This window comes from Janthinobacterium sp. LM6 (genome assembly GCF_002002885.1).
Lineage (GTDB): Bacteria > Pseudomonadota > Gammaproteobacteria > Burkholderiales > Burkholderiaceae_D > Janthinobacterium > Janthinobacterium kumbetense.
Window position 1 is genome coordinate 1,902,630 of record NZ_CP019510.1, and the last position, 20,132, is coordinate 1,922,761.

18 protein-coding genes and 1 rRNA gene are annotated in these 20,132 nt (G+C 60.5%); 8 read left to right on the forward strand and 11 right to left on the reverse strand.

Annotated features, from left to right (window positions below):
- Window positions 1–14: 14 nt before the first annotated feature.
- From lptF to BZG29_RS08415, 4 genes are read left to right on the forward strand one after another with little or no spacing between them, the layout of a single operon-like run.
- Window positions 15–1,160: an LPS export ABC transporter permease LptF gene (gene lptF, locus BZG29_RS08400; protein ID WP_077401100.1), complete on the forward strand. Its 1,146-nt coding sequence runs from the start codon at window positions 15–17 to the stop codon at window positions 1,158–1,160.
- Window positions 1,157–2,326, forward strand: coding sequence for an LPS export ABC transporter permease LptG (lptG, locus tag BZG29_RS08405; protein ID WP_077401103.1), 1,170 nt, complete (start codon window positions 1,157–1,159; stop codon window positions 2,324–2,326). The genes lptF and lptG overlap by 4 nt, the downstream gene beginning before the upstream one ends.
- Window positions 2,326–2,733 carry a CbiX/SirB N-terminal domain-containing protein gene (locus BZG29_RS08410; protein ID WP_077401106.1) on the forward strand — a complete coding sequence of 136 codons (408 nt, stop codon included), beginning with the start codon at window positions 2,326–2,328 and terminating at the stop codon, window positions 2,731–2,733. The genes lptG and BZG29_RS08410 overlap by 1 nt, the downstream gene beginning before the upstream one ends.
- Window positions 2,730–3,698: a Stealth CR1 domain-containing protein gene (locus BZG29_RS08415; protein WP_253192828.1), complete on the forward strand. Its 969-nt coding sequence runs from the start codon at window positions 2,730–2,732 to the stop codon at window positions 3,696–3,698. The genes BZG29_RS08410 and BZG29_RS08415 overlap by 4 nt, the downstream gene beginning before the upstream one ends.
- On the opposite strand, the gene BZG29_RS08420 is transcribed toward BZG29_RS08415, so the two are convergent.
- From BZG29_RS08420 to BZG29_RS08455, 8 genes are all read right to left on the reverse strand, one after another.
- A complete protein-coding gene (locus tag BZG29_RS08420; protein WP_077401109.1) occupies window positions 3,695–4,345 on the reverse strand; it encodes a hypothetical protein in 651 nt (216 codons plus the stop codon). The genes BZG29_RS08415 and BZG29_RS08420 overlap by 4 nt on opposite strands.
- A gap of 248 nt (window positions 4,346–4,593) precedes the next feature.
- Entirely contained in the window at window positions 4,594–5,358 is a 765-nt protein-coding gene (cobA, locus tag BZG29_RS08425; protein WP_077401112.1) for a uroporphyrinogen-III C-methyltransferase, read from the reverse strand.
- A gap of 29 nt (window positions 5,359–5,387) precedes the next feature.
- Window positions 5,388–6,704, reverse strand: coding sequence for a GTP-binding protein (locus BZG29_RS08430; protein WP_077401116.1), 1,317 nt, complete (start codon window positions 6,702–6,704; stop codon window positions 5,388–5,390).
- Complete coding sequence (gene cysD / locus BZG29_RS08435) at window positions 6,704–7,615, reverse strand: sulfate adenylyltransferase subunit CysD (RefSeq protein ID WP_034782216.1); 912 nt, start codon at window positions 7,613–7,615, stop codon at window positions 6,704–6,706. Before cysD ends, BZG29_RS08430 begins: the two co-directional genes overlap by 1 nt.
- A 40-nt stretch (window positions 7,616–7,655) precedes the next feature.
- Window positions 7,656–8,372, reverse strand: coding sequence for a phosphoadenylyl-sulfate reductase (locus BZG29_RS08440; RefSeq protein WP_077401120.1), 717 nt, complete (start codon window positions 8,370–8,372; stop codon window positions 7,656–7,658).
- Window positions 8,373–8,381: 9 nt separating this feature from the next.
- A complete protein-coding gene (locus BZG29_RS08445) occupies window positions 8,382–8,942 on the reverse strand; it encodes a DUF934 domain-containing protein (RefSeq protein ID WP_077401123.1) in 561 nt (186 codons plus the stop codon).
- Complete coding sequence (locus BZG29_RS08450; RefSeq protein ID WP_077401126.1) at window positions 8,935–10,623, reverse strand: nitrite/sulfite reductase; 1,689 nt, start codon at window positions 10,621–10,623, stop codon at window positions 8,935–8,937. The genes BZG29_RS08445 and BZG29_RS08450 overlap by 8 nt, the downstream gene beginning before the upstream one ends.
- An 82-nt stretch (window positions 10,624–10,705) precedes the next feature.
- Window positions 10,706–11,479 carry a sulfite exporter TauE/SafE family protein gene (locus BZG29_RS08455; RefSeq protein WP_034782225.1) on the reverse strand — a complete coding sequence of 258 codons (774 nt, stop codon included), beginning with the start codon at window positions 11,477–11,479 and terminating at the stop codon, window positions 10,706–10,708.
- 160 nt (window positions 11,480–11,639) lie between these two features.
- Between BZG29_RS08455 and BZG29_RS08460 the strand changes: the two genes are divergently transcribed.
- The 3 genes from BZG29_RS08460 to BZG29_RS08470 all read left to right on the forward strand — a co-directional run bounded on the left by BZG29_RS08460 (window position 11,640) and on the right by BZG29_RS08470 (window position 14,435).
- Window positions 11,640–12,581, forward strand: coding sequence for a CysB family HTH-type transcriptional regulator (locus BZG29_RS08460; protein ID WP_034751505.1), 942 nt, complete (start codon window positions 11,640–11,642; stop codon window positions 12,579–12,581).
- Window positions 12,582–12,642: 61 nt separating this feature from the next.
- Window positions 12,643–13,293: a class I SAM-dependent methyltransferase gene (locus BZG29_RS08465; RefSeq protein ID WP_077401129.1), complete on the forward strand. Its 651-nt coding sequence runs from the start codon at window positions 12,643–12,645 to the stop codon at window positions 13,291–13,293.
- Between the two features lie 194 nt (window positions 13,294–13,487).
- The gene (locus BZG29_RS08470; RefSeq protein WP_046682561.1) at window positions 13,488–14,435 is read left to right on the forward strand and encodes a porin; all 948 of its coding nucleotides are present in this window, start codon (window positions 13,488–13,490) and stop codon (window positions 14,433–14,435) included.
- 46 nt (window positions 14,436–14,481) lie between these two features.
- On the opposite strand, the gene BZG29_RS08475 is transcribed toward BZG29_RS08470, so the two are convergent.
- From BZG29_RS08475 to BZG29_RS08485, 3 genes are all read right to left on the reverse strand, one after another.
- Window positions 14,482–15,672 carry a PAS domain-containing sensor histidine kinase gene (locus tag BZG29_RS08475; RefSeq protein ID WP_077401132.1) on the reverse strand — a complete coding sequence of 397 codons (1,191 nt, stop codon included), beginning with the start codon at window positions 15,670–15,672 and terminating at the stop codon, window positions 14,482–14,484.
- 164 nt (window positions 15,673–15,836) lie between these two features.
- Window positions 15,837–16,595 carry a LytTR family DNA-binding domain-containing protein gene (locus tag BZG29_RS08480; protein WP_034751497.1) on the reverse strand — a complete coding sequence of 253 codons (759 nt, stop codon included), beginning with the start codon at window positions 16,593–16,595 and terminating at the stop codon, window positions 15,837–15,839.
- A 68-nt stretch (window positions 16,596–16,663) separates the two neighbouring features.
- Window positions 16,664–17,956 carry a histidine kinase gene (locus BZG29_RS08485; RefSeq protein WP_077401135.1) on the reverse strand — a complete coding sequence of 431 codons (1,293 nt, stop codon included), beginning with the start codon at window positions 17,954–17,956 and terminating at the stop codon, window positions 16,664–16,666.
- A 600-nt stretch (window positions 17,957–18,556) separates the two neighbouring features.
- Here BZG29_RS08485 and BZG29_RS08490 point away from each other — a divergent pair.
- Window positions 18,557–20,087 (forward strand): 16S ribosomal RNA (locus tag BZG29_RS08490).
- Window positions 20,088–20,132 lie beyond the last annotated feature (45 nt).

Consider the following 20,132-nt stretch of genomic DNA (forward strand, 5'->3'; position numbering starts at 1 on the left):
ATTATAAACTCCGAATGATCTTTCAACGCGCCCTTCGACGTGAATTGGCTAGTGCCGCCGGGGCCACCTTCACAGTTTTGTTCAGCATCCTGCTCACCTGGATGCTGATCGGTATTCTCGGCAAGGCGGCGGGCGGCAAGATCGCGTCGTCCGACGTCATGTCGCTGATGGTTTTTTCCGCCCTGATGCAGCTGCCCACCATCCTCATCCTCACCGGTTTCATCTCGGTGCTGATGGTCGTCACCCGCAGCTACAAGGAGTCGGAGATGGTGGTGTGGTTCGCCTCCGGCCTGAGCCTGTCGCGCTGGATCTGGCCCGTGCTCAGCTTCGGCTTGCCGCTGGTGCTGGCCACCGGCATCCTGAGCCTGTACGCCACGCCGTGGGCGCAAAAGAAGAGCGATGAATACGTGGCGCGCTTCGAGAAGCGCGAAGACCTGCAGAAAGTCACGCCGGGCCAGTTCCGCGAATCGGCCGGCAGCAACCGCATCTTCTTCGTCGAGGGCGTCAGCGGCGAAAAGACCGTGGTGCAGAACGTCTTCGTCAATACCGTCGATGAAAAAGGCAGCGCCGTCGTCGTCGTCGCCAAGGAAGGCGTGATCAATACCGACGCCAAGGGCGAACGCTTCCTGGTGCTCAAGAGCGGCCGCCGCTACCAGGGCGTGCCGACGCAGGCGGACTTCCAGACCATGGAATTCGAACAGTACATCATGCGCATCGAGAGCAAGCAGCAGGAACTGGGCGCGGAACTGGGCGTGCGCGCGATGAGCACCATGGCGCTCATCGCCGAGCCGAATCCCTACACCATGGCCGAACTGCTGTGGCGGGTCAGTGCGCCCCTGATCGGCCTGATGCTGATCCTGCTGGCCATTCCGCTGGGCTTTGTCAATCCGCGCGCCGGCAGTTCGACCAATTTGATCATCGCCCTGCTGATTTTTTTTACGTACAGCAACCTGATCAAGGTCATCGAAGCGAGCGTGAAGCAGGGCCGCCTGACCTTCGGCCTGGCCTGGTGGCCGCTGCACCTGCTGGCGGCGCTGGCCGTGGTGGGACTGTTCGCGTGGCGCCTGAATGTGAACCACCGCTATCATCCGCTGGTCCTGCTGGCGGCTTTCAAGCGCGCGCGCCGCGCCGGCAACACAAGTAAAGCGGCATCGAAATGAAGATTTTACAGCGCTATTTTGCGGTCTCGATATTCCAGGCGGTGCTGTTCGTGCTGCTGGCCTTCCTGGCACTGCAAGCCTTCATCGACCTGACGGGCGAGCTGCCCAAGGTGGGGCGCAACGGCTACACCATCCAGTATGCCTTCCTGTACGTGCTGGTGCTGGTGCCGGGACACGTGTACGAGGTGATGCCGATCGCGGCGCTGATCGGCACCATCTACACGATGGCGCAGTTTGCCGCCAGTTCCGAATTTACCATCATGCGCGCATCGAGCATGTCGACGGCGATGGCGGCCGGTTTCCTGTTCCGCATCGGTATCGTCTTCGTGGTCATCACCTTTATCTTCGGCGAGTTGATCACGCCGCGCACGGAGCCGCTGGCCGAACGCCTCAAGCTGACCTCGCGCGGCGCGGCCGTGTCGAGCGAGTTTCGCTCGGGCCTGTGGACCAAGGACATGGTCAAGAGCGAGGGCCTGACGGGCACCGTCACCGGCTCGCGCTTTTTCAATGTCGGCGAAGCGCGTGCGGACGGCCAGCTGAAAAACGTCAAGCTGTATGAATTTGACACCGATATGCGTTTGCGCACCTTGACCGTGGCCAAGGCAGCTACGTATCAGGGCAATAATATCTGGCGCCTGACCGAGGTGACGGAAACGTCGTTCTCGAACAGCGCGGCCGCCTCGCCCGGCTTCGAGCCGAAGCTGGCGAACTACTATGGGCAGGAAACGAGCCTGGTGCGCACGGTGCAAAGCGCCAGCAAGGACATGACGTCGGAAGTGACGCCGAAGATCCTGACGGTGTCGGCGTCCGATCCCGAGCGCATGTCGGCCAGCGAACTGGCCGTGTACACGCGCCACCTGGCCGAGAACAAGCAGGAAACCGAGCGTTTCCGCATCGCCTTCTGGAAAAAACTGATCGATCCGCTGGCCATTTTCGTGCTGATGGCGCTGGCGCTGCCGTTCGCCTACATGCATACGCGCAGCGGCGGCATCAGCCTGAAGATCTTCATCGGCATCATGATCGGCGTGAGCTTCATGCTGGTCAACACCCTGTTCTCGCATCTTGGACTGCTCAGCACCTGGCCGGCCTTCCTGACGGCCGTGGCGCCGAGCGCCCTGTACCTGCTGCTGGCGCTGGGCGCCCTGTGGTGGGTGGAGCGGCACTGATGCAGACGAACGTGCAACAGGCATTGATTCTGTTTGCCCATGGCGCGCGCGCCGCATCGTGGGCCGCGCCCTTCGAGCGCCTGCGCGACCTGACCCAGGCGCGCATGCCGGGCACCGGCGTGCACCTGGCTTTCCTGGAACTGATGACGCCGCGCCTGCCCGAACTGGTGGCGACCCTGCTGGCCCAGCTGCCCGCCGGCGCCATCCTGGACGCCACCGTGGTGCCCGTGTTCCTGGGGCAGGGCGGGCATGTGCTGCGCGATTTGCCCTTGCTGCTGGAAGAATTGCGCCAGCAGCATCCGGCGCTGCGCCTGAAGGTGGTCGAGGCGGTCGGCGAGAACGCCAGCGTGCTTGCCGCCATCGCCGATTACTGCGTGGCGGCGCCAGGCTCCAGCCCTCTGCCTTGAGCGGCATCGACATCGTCTACCTGTGGGTGGACGGCGCCGATCCCGCCTGGCGCGCGCGCCGGCAGCAGGCATATGCCGCCTGGGCGCAGGCGCATCCCGGCCAGCTGGCCCTGCACGGCAACGTGGCGGGGCGCTACCGCGACAACGGCGAACTGCGCTACAACCTGCGCGCGCTCGAGCGCTTCTTCCCCGGCCACGGCCATGTCTACCTGCTGACGGACCGGCAAGTGCCCCGCTGGCTGCGCGCATCAAAGCGCCTGACGGTGATCGACCATGCGAACCTGATGCCCGATGCCTCCCTGCCGGTGTTCGATTCCGGCCATATCGAATCGTACCTGCACCATATTCCGGGCTTGTCCGAGCGTTTCCTGTATCTGAACGACGACGTGTTTTTCGGCGCGCCGTTCGAGCCCGCGTTCTGGTTTGGCGGAGAAGGGGATGGGCGTTTGAGTGTTTTCACGGAGAGCGCGCTGCACGATGAGCTGCAGGGCTTGCGCGCCGACGTGGCGGCGCCTGTCAATTGCGCTACGTTGTCGCGGCAATGGCTGTCGGCGCGGTACGCCGATTACCGGCATGAACCGCGCCTGTATGCGCATGCGCCGCGGCCCATGCTGAAAAGCGCGCTGCATGTACTGGAAGGGCTGGCACCGGCCATGTTTGCCGGCGTGCGCGCGACGGTGTTCCGCTCCTGGCAGGTGCCGGCCTTGCTGCCCGACCTGGTGCCGCGCTGGATGGTGCATCAGGGGTTGGCGTGCTCGCGCGTGCTCGACCCGCTGCATATCGCCAGCGGCGATGCGCAGGCGCCGCAGCAGCTCGAGGAGCTGGCGGCGCGTTTCGGCAGCTTGCCGTTTTTCTGTATCAACGATACCTGCGACGAGGCCGAGGACGACGACCCGCGCCTGCTGCGCGTGGCCGCTACCTTGCAGCGGCTGCTGCCGCTGCCATCCTCGTTTGAACTGGGCTAGGCCAGCTTTGTTTTCGGCGCCAGGCTGATGCGGGCGGCGGCCGAACTGTCGGACAGCGAAGCGAGGAACAGCAGCAAATAGGCGCCCAGTTCGAAGACTTCCTCGCCCAGCAGCGCATAGGCGTCCGGCATGCCATGGAAGACCTTCTTGTCGAAGGGCCAGCCGGCAACCATCAGCAAGCCGCCGATGGCCGTCAGGATGGTGATGCGCATGCTGAAAATCTGCGGCGCATGGGCAAATACCTTGCGCGCGCGCGGTGCGAAAAAGATCAGCACGCGTATCAATATCAGCAGTTCCACCACGCGCAGGGCTTTTTCCAGCTGCGCCCAGGCGGGCGCCGTGCCGAACTGGTCGATATCGAGTTCGCGCAGCAGGAAGCCGAACAGCAGGGCAGACAAGCCGGCATGCATGAGGAAACGCAAGGATTGGCGGTCAGTCTCCTGCCACGCGCGCACGCCGTGCACGGTGCAAGCCAGGGCCAGGAACAGCGCCTGCAGCCATTCCAATAAGTGGTTTTCATCGTCGATATTCGGGAACACCGTCCATAGGGCGATGGAGGCGAGCATGCTGAGCAGCACAGCGCCGGCGACGCCGGCATTGCTGCGGCTGAGCGAAGTCAGGGCTTCGCGCACGGAAGAGAAATTCATTGTTGATTGTGACGGCTCAAGTTGCGCGGCGCGGTATTGCAGCCTGCGGGCGCAGCTTTTTTCGGGGAGATTGCCGGGCGGTTCCCGTCAGCCGGGAGGCCGCGCAGCAAGCGCTATGGCGGGGCGAAGCGTGATTTTCTTGCTATCACGCAACAACTTCTCGAGAAAAGATGCATGAGCATCGTATCATGTTTCGTCGAAAGACGTCAGTTACTGACTTTAAAGTCGGTAAAATACGCTGTGTTTATTCAAGCATGGCGCGCCAGAATGGCCGCCGCTGCTTCCGTGACCTGGTGCGTGCGCGCGGCCATGGCGTCGCCCAGCATCACCAGCACCGGGCCGTGGGTGTCGCCCAGGCCATGCGCCAGGGTGCTCAGCGGCAGGCGCACGATGCGCTGGTCCGGGCGGCTGCAGTTTTCAATCACCACCACCGGGGTGTCGGCACGGCGGCCCTGGGCCAGCAGGCGCTGGGCCGTGGCGATGGCTTCGCGGCCACCCATGTATTGCACGAGAGTATCGCAGTCGGGAATGCGCGTCTGGTCCGGTTCGCCCGGCGCCGTGCTGGAAGTAAAGAAGGCCACGCTGCGCGACACGCCCCGTTTGGTCAGCGGCTGCTGCGTGGCGGCCGCGGCCGCCAGGGCCGTGGTGATGCCGGGCACCACTTCGACGGCGATCCCCGCTTCTTCCAGCGCGCGCAATTCCTCGTCGGCGCGGCCGAACAGCATGGGGTCGCCCCCTTTCAGGCGCACGACGACGGCGTGCTTGCGCGCGTTGTCGACCAGTTGCTTGTTGATGAACGCCTGCGCCGTCGACAACTGGCCGCAGCGCTTGCCGACCAGGATTTTTTGCGCCTGCGGGCTCAGCTCCAGCATCTCTTCGGTGACCAGCGCGTCGTGCAGCACGACGTCCGCTTGCGCCAGCAGGCGCGCGCCGCGCAAGGTCATCAGGTCTTGCGCGCCGGGGCCGGCGCCGACCAGATAAACCTTGCCGGGGAGAGATGGGGAGCTGTGCATATGGCTGCCTTTCTTGGTCGGGACGCGGGTTAGAGCCGGACCATGCCGGCCGCGACGGTCTGGTGGGTCACTTCATCGATCAGGATAAACGCGCCCGTGGCGCGGATATCGGCATACGCGTCGGCCGCCAGCGCCTGCTGCACGTTCAGGCTGATGCGGGCGATGTCGTTCAGCTTCAAGCCTTCGGCCGGGTGGCGCTGCTGCGTGTTGATGTCGAGGATCGATTCGATCGCCGTCACCTTGGCCGCCGTCTGTTTCGTGCCGTGCTTGATCCAGTACTTGCGGCGCAGGTCCAGCGCGTCTTCCGACAGCCAGCACACGTCGGCCACCACCTGTTTCAGCAGGGTGGCAGGGCGCTCGTTGCTCGCCAGCAAGTCGCCGCGCGAAATGTCGAGGTATTCATTCAGCAGCAAGGTCACGGACTGGCCCACCACGGCCGTTTGCAGCGAGCCGTCCAGGGTGACGATATCTTTCACTGTTGCCGTCTGGCCCGATGGCTGCACCACGAGGGTGTCGCCGATGCTGACCTTGCCCGCCTCGATGCGGCCCATGTAGCCGCGGAAGTCGTTCGCTTCGTGGCCATTGTGGCGCGCCACCAGCTGCACGGGGAAGCGGAAGGGCGTGTCGTGCGATTCGTCGTAGACGGACAGCGATTCGAGCAGCTCGATCAGGGTCGGGCCCGTGTACCAGCCCAGCTTGTCGCCGCGCTCGACAACATTGTCGCCCGTCAAGGCCGACAATGGAATCGGCGTGATGTCCTTCAAACCCAGCGACTGGGCGAATTCTCGGTAGGCGGCCACGATGCGGTTGTAGACCGTTTCATCGTAGTCGACCAGGTCCATCTTGTTGACGGCGACGACCACGTGCTCGATCTGCAGCAAATGGGCGATGGTCGAATGGCGTTTGGTCTGGATCAACAGTTCCACGCTGCCATCGTCACCGAGTTTGACCTTCGACACGTCGATCAGGATGATGACGGCGTCGGCGGTCGATGCGCCGGTCACCATATTGCGCGTGTATTGCTCGTGGCCGGGCGTGTCGGCGATGATGAACTTGCGTTTCGGCGTGGCAAAGTAACGGTAGGCCACGTCGATGGTGATGCCTTGCTCGCGTTCCGCTTCCAGGCCGTCCGTCAGCAGCGACAGGTCGACCGTGTCGCCCACCGTGCGCTTGTGCTTGGAGCGCGACATGGCGTCGAGCTGGTCGGCGAAGATGCCCTTGCTGTCGAACAGCAAACGGCCGATCAGGGTGCTCTTGCCGTCATCGACGGAACCGGCCGTGATAAAACGCAACATGCCGCGTTCGACGCTGTCGGTGAGATTGGTGTTGGAGATTGCTGCGTTCATTAGAAATACCCTGCTTTCTTGCGTTTTTCCATCGAGGCTTCGGAAGTCTGGTCATCCATGCGGGTGGCGCCCCGTTCCGTGATTTGCGTGATTGCCGTCTCGGCGATGATGGCGTCGACCGTTGCCGCATCGGACGAGACGGGGCAGGTGCACGAAATATCGCCCACGGTGCGGAAGCGCACGACTTGCGTTTCCACCGTTTCGCCTTCGCGCGGCGGCGTCAGATCCGTCAGCGGCACCAATAAACCATTGCGCGGGATCACCTGGCGCTCGTGCGCGAAGTAGATCGGCGGCAATTCCAGTTGCTCGCGGGCGATGTATTGCCACACGTCCAGTTCGGTCCAGTTCGAGATGGGAAAAACGCGCATGTTTTCACCGGGATGCACGCGGGTGTTATACAGATCCCACAGTTCCGGACGCTGGGCTTTCGGGTCCCAGGCGCCGAATTCGTCGCGGAACGAAAAGATGCGTTCCTTGGCGCGCGCTTTTTCCTCGTCGCGGCGGGCGCCGCCGATGCAGGCGTCAAAACCGTGTTCGGCGATGGTTTCCAGCAAGGTCACGGCTTGGGCCGCGTTGCGCGAATCCGTGGCCGGGTTGCGCAGGCGCACGGTGCCGCGCTTGATGGAATCCTCCACGGAGCCGACGATCAGGCGTTCGCCCAGCTCGGCCACCTTCTTGTCACGGAAAGTGATGACTTCCGGGAAGTTATGGCCCGTGTCGATATGTACGAGGGGGAATGGAAACTTGCCTGGGCGAAAGGCTTTCTCGGCCAGGCGCAGCAGGACGACGGAATCCTTGCCGCCGGAAAACAGCAGCGCAGGATTGGCCGATTCGGCCGCCACTTCGCGCATGATGTGGATGGCTTCCGATTCAAGGCTGTCGAGGTGACGCTGGTTCAAAATATTGCTCATATAGGGTGCTTTCTTGTTCTGCTATATCTGTTGTGTCTGATCAAGCTGCCACGGATTTGATGCGTATCAATTTGCCGTCCACCATGTGCAGGCCGCATTCCTTCGAATCCGGGTTTTCCCACCACCAGCGTCCGGCGCGCACATCTTCGCCCGGCTGGACGGCCCGCGTGCACGGTTCGCAGCCGATCGACGGGTAGTCCTGGTCGTGCAGCGCATTGTAGGGCACGTCGTTGGCGCGGATATAGGCCCACACGTCTTCTTCCGACCAGTCGGCCAGCGGATTGAATTTCGTCATGCCATGCGCGGCGTCCTCTTCCTGCACGTGCAATTCGGTGCGCGTGGTGGACTGGGCACGGCGCTGTCCCGTCACCCAGGCCTTGTTGCCAGCCAGGGCGCGGCCCAGCGGTTCGACCTTGCGGATGCGGCAGCATTCGCGGCGCATCTCGACACTATTGTAGAACGCGTTCAGGCCGTTCTGTTCCACGTAGGCAGCGACAAGCTCCGGCTGCGGGCGGTACAGCGTGATGTCGTGGTCGTAGCGGGCCTTGACCTTGTCGAGCACGGCCAGGGTTTCCTGGTGCAGCCGGCCTGTTTCCAGGGAAAAGATGCCAATGGGCAGCTTTGCCTTCAGAATCATGTCGGTCAGTACCATGTCTTCGGCTGCCAGGCTGGACGCGAACACGGCCGGCGAAAAATCCGCGGCGATGCGTGTCAGCGTTTGCTCGGTGGCGTGTATCAAAGAAGTCAGATCGCTCATGATTGGCCCTCAGATGCCGGCCGCGTTGTCGAGGTCAGGATTCTGGCCTTCGCGCTGGTGGCGGCGGAACAGCGGCGATTTCTGGTCCCACGACGCCTGGTAGGTTTCCGAAAAGACCGACAAACCTTTCAGGGCGTCATGGATGCTGCGGTCCGGACGCGTCGCATACGCGTCGAAGCCGACGCGGTGCATGGAAAACAGCTGGTCGCGCAGCACGTCGCCGATGGCACGTAATTCCCCCTGGAAACCCAGGCGGGCGCGCAGGTTGAAGGCGATGGAATAGCCGCGGCCATCCGTGAATTTCGGGAAATCCACGCCGATGACGGGCAATACATCCACGTCGGCCGCCAGTTCTTCCGGGCGCTCGTCGCTGGCCAGCCACACGCCGATGTCGGGCAGGCGCGCGGCCAGGGTTGCGCGCTGGGCTTGCCAAACGAGCAGGGGCACGATGACCTTGCCCGCGGGCACAACGACCGTTTCCGGCGTGTCGGTCTCATCGAGGCGCAGCAAGCCCCAGGTATTCGGCACCACGGCGGCGTTCTTGATGATTTCTTCGCGTACTTCAAACATATTCGTCTTCTCCCACCAGGTTGCCGACCGTGATCGGCGTTGCATATACGTGTTCCTTGAACGGCGCCAGGCCCAGGCGCTGGGCCGTGTCGACGAAGCGCTCGCCTTCATGGCGGTCGCGCACGTAGACGTGCAGCAGGCGGCCGATGACTTCAGGCATCTGCAGGGAAGAGAACGATGGTCCGATGATCTTGCCGATGGCCGCGTTGTTGCCTTGCGCGCCGCCAATCGACACTTGATACCATTCGCTGCCATCCTTGTCGACGCCGAGGATGCCGATGCTGCCCACGTGATGGTGGCCGCAGGCATTGATGCAGCCGGAAATATTCAGTTCGATCTCGCCGATGTCGTGCTGGAAGTCGATGCTGTCGAAGCGTTCCGCGATGGCGGCGGCGATCGGCAGCGACTTGGCGTTGGCCAGCGAGCAGAAATCGCCGCCCGGGCAGCAGATCATGTCCGTCAGCAAGCCGATGTTCGGCGTGGCCAGGCCGTGCGCCTTGGCTTCCTGCCACAGTGCGAACAGTTTCGATTGCTCCACGTCGGCCAGCACCAGGTTTTGCTCGTGCGTCACGCGCAGTTCGCCATAGCTGTAGCGGTCGGCCAGGTCGGCCACGAAGTCGATCTGCTCGGCCGTCGCGTCGCCCGGCGGCACGCCCGTTTTCTTCAGGGACAGTACCACGGCCACGTAGCCAGGGCGCTGGTGCGGCTTGACGTTGCGCGCCAGCCAGTTCACATAGGCCTTGTTGTCCGCGTGTTCGGCCTTGTAGTCGAGTTCCGGCAGGGCCAGGTAGGTGGGCGGATTGAAGAAGTCCGCCACGCGCTGCATTTCCTCGGCGCTCAAGGTTTCCGGACCGTCCTTCAAGTCGACCCACTCCGCTTCCACCTGGCGCGTGAATTCTTCCACGCCGATGGCTTTCAGCAAGATCTTGATGCGCGCCTTGTATTTGTTGTCGCGGCGGCCGTGCAGGTTGTACACGCGCATGATCGCCTGGATGTAGGTCAACAAGTGCTGCCACGGCAGGAAGTCGCGCACGACGCTGCCCAGGATAGGCGTGCGGCCCATGCCGCCGCCGGCCATCACCTTGAAGCCCACTTCGCCGGCGGCGTTGCGCACGGCCGTCAAGCCGATGTCGTGCACGGCGATGGCGGCGCGGTCTTCTTCGGCGCCATTGATGGCGACCTTGAATTTACGGGGCAGGGCGATGAACTCGGGGTGGAAGGTGCTCCACTGGCGCAAGACTTCCGCGTACGGGCGCGGATCGATGATTTCATCGGCCGCGACGCCGGCGAACGGGTCGGATGTTGTATTACGGATACAGTTGCCCGAGGTCTGGATCGCGTGCATTTCCACGGAAGCCAGGTCGGTCAGGATATCGGGCGTTTGTTCCAGCTCAATCCAGTTGAACTGGATGTTCTGGCGCGTGGTGAAGTGGCCATAGCCGCGGTCATACTTGCGCGCGATGTGCGCGAACATGCGCATTTGCTTCGAGGACAGCAAGCCGTACGGCACGGCGATGCGCAGCATGTAGGCGTGGCGCTGCATGTACAGGCCGTTTTGCAGGCGCAGCGGAATGAATTCCTCTTCCGTCAGTTCATTGGCGATACGGCGCGCAACCTGGTCTCGGTACTGGGCGATGCGTTCTTTGATGATGAGGTGGTCGTACTGATCGTAATGGTACATATCAATTCCTAAAAAAGCCGGGGTGCTGGAAGATTGCCTGGGATTATGTTCTTGATACTGTTCGTGTTACATGGTCGGTCAATTAATAGATTAGCTTCACTGCCACGCCGGTCAAGGTCATCGCCAGCAGCACTCTTAAAAACTTTTCCGGCACGGAGCGGGCGACCCAGGAACCGAGCGTGATGCCGGGCAGGGAGCCGACCAGCAAGGAGGCCAGCAATTCCCAGTGGATGGAGCCGAGCCACCAGTGACCGAGGGCGGCGATGGCCGTCAGGGGCACGGCGTAGGCGATATCGGTGCCGGCCACTTCGGCTGAGCTCATGCGTGGATACAGCATCACCAGCAAGGTGGCGCCGATGGCGCCGGCGCCGATCGACGACACCGTCACCAGCACGCCCAGTACGGCGCCGGAAATAATGGTCGCGGCGGCAAGCTTGTTGCCTTGCAATTGTTTCTCGGGGTGTGCATTGATCCAGGCCAGCATGCGGCCCTTGAAGATCAGCGCCACGACGGTCAGCAGCACGGAGCCGGCGATCGAGTAACGGATGATCTGGCCGATTTCCGGCGACAGGGTGCCGAACGATTTCAGTGCCAGGGTCGCGATGACGGCGGCGGGCAGGGCGCCGATGCACAGGCGCTTGACGATATCCCAGCGGATGGTGCCGCGCAGGCGGTGCGTCAGCGTGCCGGCGCTCTTGGTGATCGAGGCGAAGGCCAGGTCGGTGCCCACGGCCACGGAAGGCGGCACGCCAAACAGCAAGGTTAATAGCGGCGTCATCAGCGAACCGCCGCCCACGCCGGTCATTCCTACGAGTAATCCTACGGCAAATCCTGAGACTATATAAGACAAAGTCATGCTTTCACCCCCAAAGTACCCGCAATAGTAATAAACTTGGCGTTTAATCCAAACTACTAAGTACGCATTTGCTTATATGCGATATGCGTATATGCATGAACGCAAAATCATGGGTGGGGCGGAAACTCGGCAAATCACGGCAATCTAGGGCAAACCAGCAATGAATCTCCATCAACTGCGCTTCGTGCGCGAAGCGGTCCGGCAGAATTACAACCTGACGGACGCCGCCAAGGCCTTGTTTACGTCGCAACCGGGCGTATCGAAAGCCATCATCGAGCTGGAGGAAGAACTGGGCGTGGATATTTTTACGCGCCACGGCAAGCGCATCCGCGGCTTGACGGAGCCGGGCCGCCTGGTGCTGGAATCGGTCGAGCTGATCATGCAGGAAATCGACAGCATGAAGCGCATCGGCAAGGAATTCGCGGCGCAGGACAGCGGCAGTTTTACCATTGCCACCACGCATACGCAGGCGCGCTACACCTTGCCGAAGGTGGTGCAGGCCTTCATGCTGAAGTTCCCGAAGGTAAGATTGTCGTTACTGCAAGGCAATCCGCGCCAGATCGCCGAGATGGTGCAGCGCGACCAGGCGGATCTCGCCATTGCCACGGAATCGATCGCCGCCATCGATGGCCTGATCACCTTGCCATGCTATCAATGGGAACACGTGGTGGTGGTGCCGGTCGACCATCCGCTGCTCAAGTCGAAGTCCGTGACCCTGGAAGAAATCGCCGCTTTCCCCCTGATTACCTATGACAGCGCGTTTGCCGGACGCAACAAGATCGACCATGCTTTCGTGCTGCGCGGCCTGAAGCCGGACATCCTGCTGGAGGCCATCGATGCGGACGTGATCAAGACTTATGTCGAGTTGGGCATGGGGATTGGTATCATAGCGGGTATGGCCTTCGATGCCGAGCGCGACAAAGGCTTGCGCGCCATCCCTGTCGGCCACCTGTTCGGCATGAATGTGTCGCGCGTTGCCGTCAAGCAGGGCGCGTATTTGCGCAGCTATATTTATACCTTTATCGAGTTGCTGACGCCGACCCTGAACCGCAAGCTCATCGAGCAGGCGATGAGCGGTGATAAAGAGCACTACGAACTATAACAATGCAGGAAGTCGGCCGGGCGAGGTGCCTGGCCAAGATTATTTAAGAAGAGAAGAAACAATGATTACCGATCAGCTTGCCAAATATTACGCCACCATCGCGCAGCAGTACGAGCGCGTCTATGACAAGCCCGAACGCCAGGAAGACCTGGAAGTGTTGCGCGACAAGGTCGCCGACGTGCTGGAAGGCCACACCGTGTTGGAACTGGCTTGCGGCACCGGCTACTGGACGGAAGTGGTCGCCGAGACGGCCGAGTCCGTGCTGGCCACCGATATCAACGATGAAATGCTGGCGCTGGCACAACAGCGCGGCTTGCCCGACAACGTGACCTTCGCCAAGCTCGACGCTTTCAACTTGCCTGACGACATGTTGGGCAAGTTCACGGCCGTGTTCGCCGGTTTCTGGTGGTCGCACGTCAAGCGCGAAGACCAGGATAAGTACCTGAAGCAATTGCGCAGCAAGCTGGGCAAGGACATCCTGCTGGTGTTGATCGACAATTCCTATGTCGACGGCAGCAGCACGGTCATCGCGCGCACCGACCTGGAAGGCAATACCCACCAGTTCCGCACGACGGAGGGGGGCGAGCGCTATGAAGTGCTGAAGAATTTCCCGTCGGATAGCCACCTGCGCAAGAAGTTTGCCCACTCGGCCCGCGAAATCCGCATGAAGCGCCTGGAATACTACTGGCTGCTGAGCTGCCGCCTGAAGTAAGGCTGTCACGGCAACACAAGCCGCCCTCGGGCGGTTTTTTTTCGCCTGTTGTTTTTATTTAACAAGATATTGTGCTAAAAAACAACATCTTGTCGATGTCATATTGTTGAAGTATTTGGTGGGCATGATTCGGTTCAGCAGCTAAGCAGCTCAGCAGCAGCTCACCTTGTCCAACCTAATGTAGAGAATCTCAAGTGAAAAAAATTACTCTGGCAGCATTGATCATCGGCACCTTCGCAGCAGCTACGGCACAAGCACAATCGAACGTCACCGTGTATGGCCTGGTTGACCTCGGTATTGCCAAGACCACTGGCCAGCCGACGGTACAACGCGAAAACAATGCGTCGCGCCTCGGTTTCAAGGGTACGGAAGATCTGGGTGGCGGCCTGTCCGCAATTTTCAACCTGGAAAGTGAATTCCTGGCTGACACCGGCGCGCAAAAAGGCGTGTTGTTCGACCGTCAAGCGTATGTGGGCTTGAAAGGTGCGTTTGGTACCGCCATCCTGGGCCGCACCAAGAATCTGGTCGATGGCACCATCGCCCGCGTCGATCCTTTCAACACCTACGGCGTGGTCGGCAAGAACAATGAAACCTTGCTGCGTTCGGGCGTCGGTTCGTCGCGCGTCAACAATGCCGTGACCTACAACAGCCCAAGCTTTGAAGGTTTCGTGGGCAGCCTGCAATACGTGCTGAGCGAAGTCAACAGCGCTGACGCAGGCGTGATTGGCCTGGCAACCTACGACAACGGCCCGATCAGCTTGCACGCCGGCTACGAAAAAGCCGTGCAAGCAACGGCAACGGCCGCCAAGCCTGATCTGTGGTCCATCGGTGGCGGCTATAAATTCGGCCCGGCCAAGATCACGGCCGCCTACTCGAAAGGCGATACCAAGGTTGCCACGACTGGCGAATTCAAGTCCTACCTGATCGGCCTGAACTACACGGTTGGCGGCGGCGATGCCAAAGTATCGTATGGCAAGCAAGAGCAAAGCAACAACAAGTTCAAGGATCAGGACACCATCAAGGAATTCGGCGTCGGCTACGACTACCACCTGTCGAAGCGCACCGACGTGTACGCTTACGCTGGCCGCGAGCGCGTGAAGTCGCTGACCTCGTACCAGATCGGCCTGGCACACAAATTCTAAGCATCGTTCGATGTGACGAAATGGAAGGCGCCTGCGGGCGCCTTTTTTATTGCATCGCCGCCGCTGCCGCTTCCGCATGCATGGGCAGCGAGATATCGATGCGCGTGCCGCCCAGTTCGCTATCGGCGCCGATATGGATGCTGCCGTTCAAGCCCCACACCCGTTCGCGCATGCCCAGCAAGCCCAGGGCCGTGGCTTTTTCCAGGTCGTGTTCGGCAATCCCGCGGCCATCGTCCTGGATGGTGATGGCCAGCGAGGAATCGATGCGGTGCAGGGCGATGGTGATGTGGCTGGCCTCGGCATGGCGCGCGATATTCGTCAGCGCTTCCTGCACGATGCGGTAGATGGCCGTGCTGCGCGCATCGTCGAGCACCAGGTCGGCTTCGTCGGCCAGCAAGTCGAAATGGATGGCGCGGCGCAGCAGGAAGTCATGGCGCAGTTTTTGCAGCGCAAAATATAACCCCCCTTCATCGAGTGCGCGCGGACGCAGGTTGCTGGCGATGCGCCGCAAGGAGGTAATGGCCGTCACCAGCAAGCCATCCATGCTGTGCAGCAGCGCTTGCAGGGACTCGGTGGTGTCCGTGTGCTGGCGCACCAGGGTCAGGTCGACGCGCAAGGTGGCCAGCAATTGCCCCAAGTCATCATGCAATTCACGCGCGATATGCTTGCGCTCCTCTTCGCGGATGGATTGCAGCGCACTCGATAATTCGCGCAGTTGCGAAAAGGAGCGGGCCAGCTGTTCATGCATCTGCTGGCGCGCGCTGATGTCGCGCACGATGATGGTAAACACGCTGTGGCCGTCTTCCTGCATGGCCGAGAGCGAGCCTTCGAGGGGAAACATGAGGCCATCGCTGCGCCGTCCCGTCAGCGTGTAATCGGTGGCGCGCCGGCCCGTCAGGCGCAGCTCCTGGCTGATGTCGCCAAACGGCGGCTCACCATCGTGCTTGTCCAGGCCGCCAAGGGTACGCAAGTCGCGCAGGATGTAGTGGCCCAGGCGCATGCCGCGCATGCCGGCCGGCGTGTCGTCGAACAATCTGGCTGCCGCCGCGTTCGCATGCAGGATGATTTGCCCGCTGTCGATGCTGATGAAGGCGTCGCTGGCGCTGTCGATGATGGCCTGGCCACGCGCCTGCCGCTGCCGACGGGCTTTCAGTGGAGGAAACAAGCACAGCAAAAGCACCGCCGCCATGCCTAGCGGCAGGATGCGCAGCAGTGTGGAACTGCCTCGGTCAGGCATGGGATTCTCCTTGCGAACGTGAACGAAGGCAGGCAAGACAGGAGCGACGGACAGGACTTGATATAGCCTATGCCTGTTGGCGCGGCGTGGCTTGATGTGGCGCAGGAAGGGGAGAGAAGAGGGGCGCGCGCCGCGCCGGCCTGGGCCGGGCGGCGGCGGGAGACTTACATTTGCTTGAACAGGTGCAAGAAGCTGCGGCTCACTTCGAGCTTGTCGGACTTGCCTTTGATGAGTACCAAGTGGCGGCCGCGGATGTCGCGCGTCACGCCTTCGATGGCATTCACGTTGACCAGGGTGGCACGGTGGATTTGCCAGAACAGCGAAGGGTCGAGCTCTTCGGCCAGGTCGCGCACGGGCTTGCGGATCAGCGCCTCGTACTTGGCGGTCTGCACGCACGTGTATTTCTCGTCAGAACGGAAGAACAGGATCTCTTCCACGGGGATCATGCGCAAGTCCTGGCCGATGCTGGCCTGTATCCATTGCAGGTAGGTGGGCTTGGCCGTGATTTTTTCCGCCAGCTGCGACAGCATGGCCGTGACGCTGCTGTTGACGTCCAGCGCCGGCTTGTTCAGGTGCGTTTTCAGGCGTTCCACCGTCACCAGCAAGCGCTCATGCTCGGGCGGCTTGAGCACGTAGTCGACGGCGCCCCGCTCGAAGGCTTCGACGGCGTGGCTATCGTAGGCCGTGACGAAGACGATATGCGTCTTGCTGCCGATCACTTGCGCCGCTTCCATGCCCGTCTTGCCCGGCATGCGGATATCGAGGAAGGCAAAGTCCGGTTTGAGTTGTTCCACCAGTTCGATCGCTTCGTCGCCATTCTTGGCTTCGCCGATGATTTCCAGTTCAGGCCAGGCTTGGCCCAGGCGCAGGCGCAGCTGGTCGCGCATCAGTCTTTCGTCGTCGGCAATAATAGCGGTAGGCATAGGTCTCAAGTGTGAACAGGCGAAGATTGATTATTCAATGATTTAGCGTTTTTATCAACTACTCTGTCTTATTTGGACAATTGATATGGCACTTCGATCACGGCGCACACGCCGGACGGTTGATTTGGCGTAATGGTCAGGCTGCCCTGGTCGCCATGCAACAGCTTCAGGCGCTCGCGGATGGTGGGCAAACCCAGTCCCGTGCCATCGCTGGGCACCACGCCAAAGCCCAGGCCGTCATCGGTTACCGTCACGCGCAGCTTGCTGTGTGCCACTTCGGCCACGATGCGCAGGGTGCCGCCCTCCGGTTTGACTTCCAGGCCATGCTTGATGGCATTTTCCACCATCGATTGCAGCATCATGGGCGGGAAGGCGGCGCTGCGCAGGCCGTCGGGAATCTGGAAGTCGACGGTCAGGCGTTCTTCCATGCGCATTTTCAGCAGGTTCAGGTACGCTTGCACCATGTCCGCTTCACGGCCCAGGTTGGTAATCAGGGCGTTGTCGCGCATTTGCGGCAGCACGGCGCGCAGATATTGGATCAGGCTGCGCTGCATCTTGGCCGCGCGCGGCGGGTCGACCTGGATCAGGTGTTCGACGGAAGCGAGCGTGTTGAACAGGAAATGCGGCTCGACCTGAGCTTGCATCATCTGCATCTTCGCTTCGCTGAGCTGGCGCTGCATGGATTCGCGCTCGGCGGCCTCGTTTGCCGTGACGGTTTCCGCTTCCGCGCGTTTCTTGCCGCCGACCAGGGCCTTCATGGCGAACAGGGCCAGGACCAGCAAGGACACAAAGCTCTTGAACCAGGTCGAGGCTTGCTGGTGGTAGCGCGACACTTTTTGTTCTGCTGCATCATCGACCGCTTCTTCGATGGCATTCGACAACTCCTCGCCGATTTGCGGCGGCAGTTCAATATGGACTTCTTCGCCCGAGGCATTCGTCGTTACGGGATAGCTGGGCTTGGCGGGGGCGGCCGGCGGTTCCGGCGGCGCCGGCGGCACGGCGTTTGCGTGCTCATCCGCCTCGGCGGCATCGGCCGGATCGCTGACCGCATCCGTCGTGCTGCTGCGCCGGTTCTTGCTGTTGCGGGGATTGAAATGGATGCCCGTATCGTCGATCAGGATATTGGTTTCACCCGAACCCTTGCTGCTGCGCTTGTGCGACTTGATGACCACTTCTTCGTTCTGGCTGGACGAGAACAGCTCATCTTGCAAAATGGAACCGGCGATCAGGGCCAGCGCGGCGAACAGGAAGAATTTCCACCAGGACAGTTGGGTGACCCAGGTCGTCGTCGCGTCGAATGCCCGTTGCAACCAAGCGAGGATGGTTTTCAACAATTGGGGCAGGCTGGAAATCGGAAGCATGGGGGCACTTTCAAGTACAAGAGTTAATCGACGCAGCGGGCAAGTTTAACCTCTTGTTGAGCCGCGTCAGAGTCTGATGTTGCCACTGTGCCTAAAGACCACGAACTACACCAGTCGATTGCGACAGGCTGCACAAAAAGGCGCTTGAAGTGAAGACAAGGCTTGCTGGGCCGTGAGCGCGGCAAAATAGCCCTTGCGGGCCGCGCGGGGCAGGGCTATAATTCGCCCCCTCGCTGAACGACGCATGCAAATGCAGCGTGAAGTGAGAAAAGTTTTTAAGCGCAATGCGCTGAAAAACGGGGTTGACGGACGTAGCAAATTGCTTCATACTCTTCCTTCTTCGCAGCTGACAAACACAACGCTTTGTCGATAGCGCGAAAGCAGTAACCGAATACAGTTCTTTAACAATTAACAGTCGATAAGTGTGGGCATTTGATGTAGGTGCAGCAGCGATCTTCGGATTGCTGTAATACTTAAAATATATCAAATGTTCACAAGAAATAATGAAATAGGATACTTCTTCGGAAGTAGCCTGTCAGTTTTTTGAGTGAGCGACCCGTCGCAAGACGGTGCCAATAAAATGGCAAAGTAACAGAGATTAAACTGAAGAGTTTGATCCTGGCTCAGATTGAACGCTGGCGGCATGCCTTACACATGCAAGTCGAACGGCAGCACGGAGCTTGCTCTGGTGGCGAGTGGCGAACGGGTGAGTAATATATCGGAACGTACCCTAGAGTGGGGGATAACGTAGCGAAAGTTACGCTAATACCGCATACGATCTAAGGATGAAAGTGGGGGATCGCAAGACCTCATGCTCGTGGAGCGGCCGATATCTGATTAGCTAGTTGGTAGGGTAAAAGCCTACCAAGGCATCGATCAGTAGCTGGTCTGAGAGGACGACCAGCCACACTGGAACTGAGACACGGTCCAGACTCCTACGGGAGGCAGCAGTGGGGAATTTTGGACAATGGGCGAAAGCCTGATCCAGCAATGCCGCGTGAGTGAAGAAGGCCTTCGGGTTGTAAAGCTCTTTTGTCAGGGAAGAAACGGTGAGGGCTAATATCCCTTGCTAATGACGGTACCTGAAGAATAAGCACCGGCTAACTACGTGCCAGCAGCCGCGGTAATACGTAGGGTGCAAGCGTTAATCGGAATTACTGGGCGTAAAGCGTGCGCAGGCGGTTTTGTAAGTCTGATGTGAAATCCCCGGGCTCAACCTGGGAATTGCATTGGAGACTGCAAGGCTAGAATCTGGCAGAGGGGGGTAGAATTCCACGTGTAGCAGTGAAATGCGTAGATATGTGGAGGAACACCGATGGCGAAGGCAGCCCCCTGGGTCAAGATTGACGCTCATGCACGAAAGCGTGGGGAGCAAACAGGATTAGATACCCTGGTAGTCCACGCCCTAAACGATGTCTACTAGTTGTCGGGTCTTAATTGACTTGGTAACGCAGCTAACGCGTGAAGTAGACCGCCTGGGGAGTACGGTCGCAAGATTAAAACTCAAAGGAATTGACGGGGACCCGCACAAGCGGTGGATGATGTGGATTAATTCGATGCAACGCGAAAAACCTTACCTACCCTTGACATGGCTGGAATCCCCGAGAGATTGGGGAGTGCTCGAAAGAGAACCAGTACACAGGTGCTGCATGGCTGTCGTCAGCTCGTGTCGTGAGATGTTGGGTTAAGTCCCGCAACGAGCGCAACCCTTGTCATTAGTTGCTACGAAAGGGCACTCTAATGAGACTGCCGGTGACAAACCGGAGGAAGGTGGGGATGACGTCAAGTCCTCATGGCCCTTATGGGTAGGGCTTCACACGTCATACAATGGTACATACAGAGCGCCGCCAACCCGCGAGGGGGAGCTAATCGCAGAAAGTGTATCGTAGTCCGGATTGTAGTCTGCAACTCGACTGCATGAAGTTGGAATCGCTAGTAATCGCGGATCAGCATGTCGCGGTGAATACGTTCCCGGGTCTTGTACACACCGCCCGTCACACCATGGGAGCGGGTTTTACCAGAAGTAGGTAGCTTAACCGTAAGGAGGGCGCTTACCACGGTAGGATTCGTGACTGGGGTGAAGTCGTAACAAGGTAGCCGTATCGGAAGGTGCGGCTGGATCACCTCCTTTCTAGAGTTTGCACGAATCAGGTAACTGGTTCACGCATCAAATGTT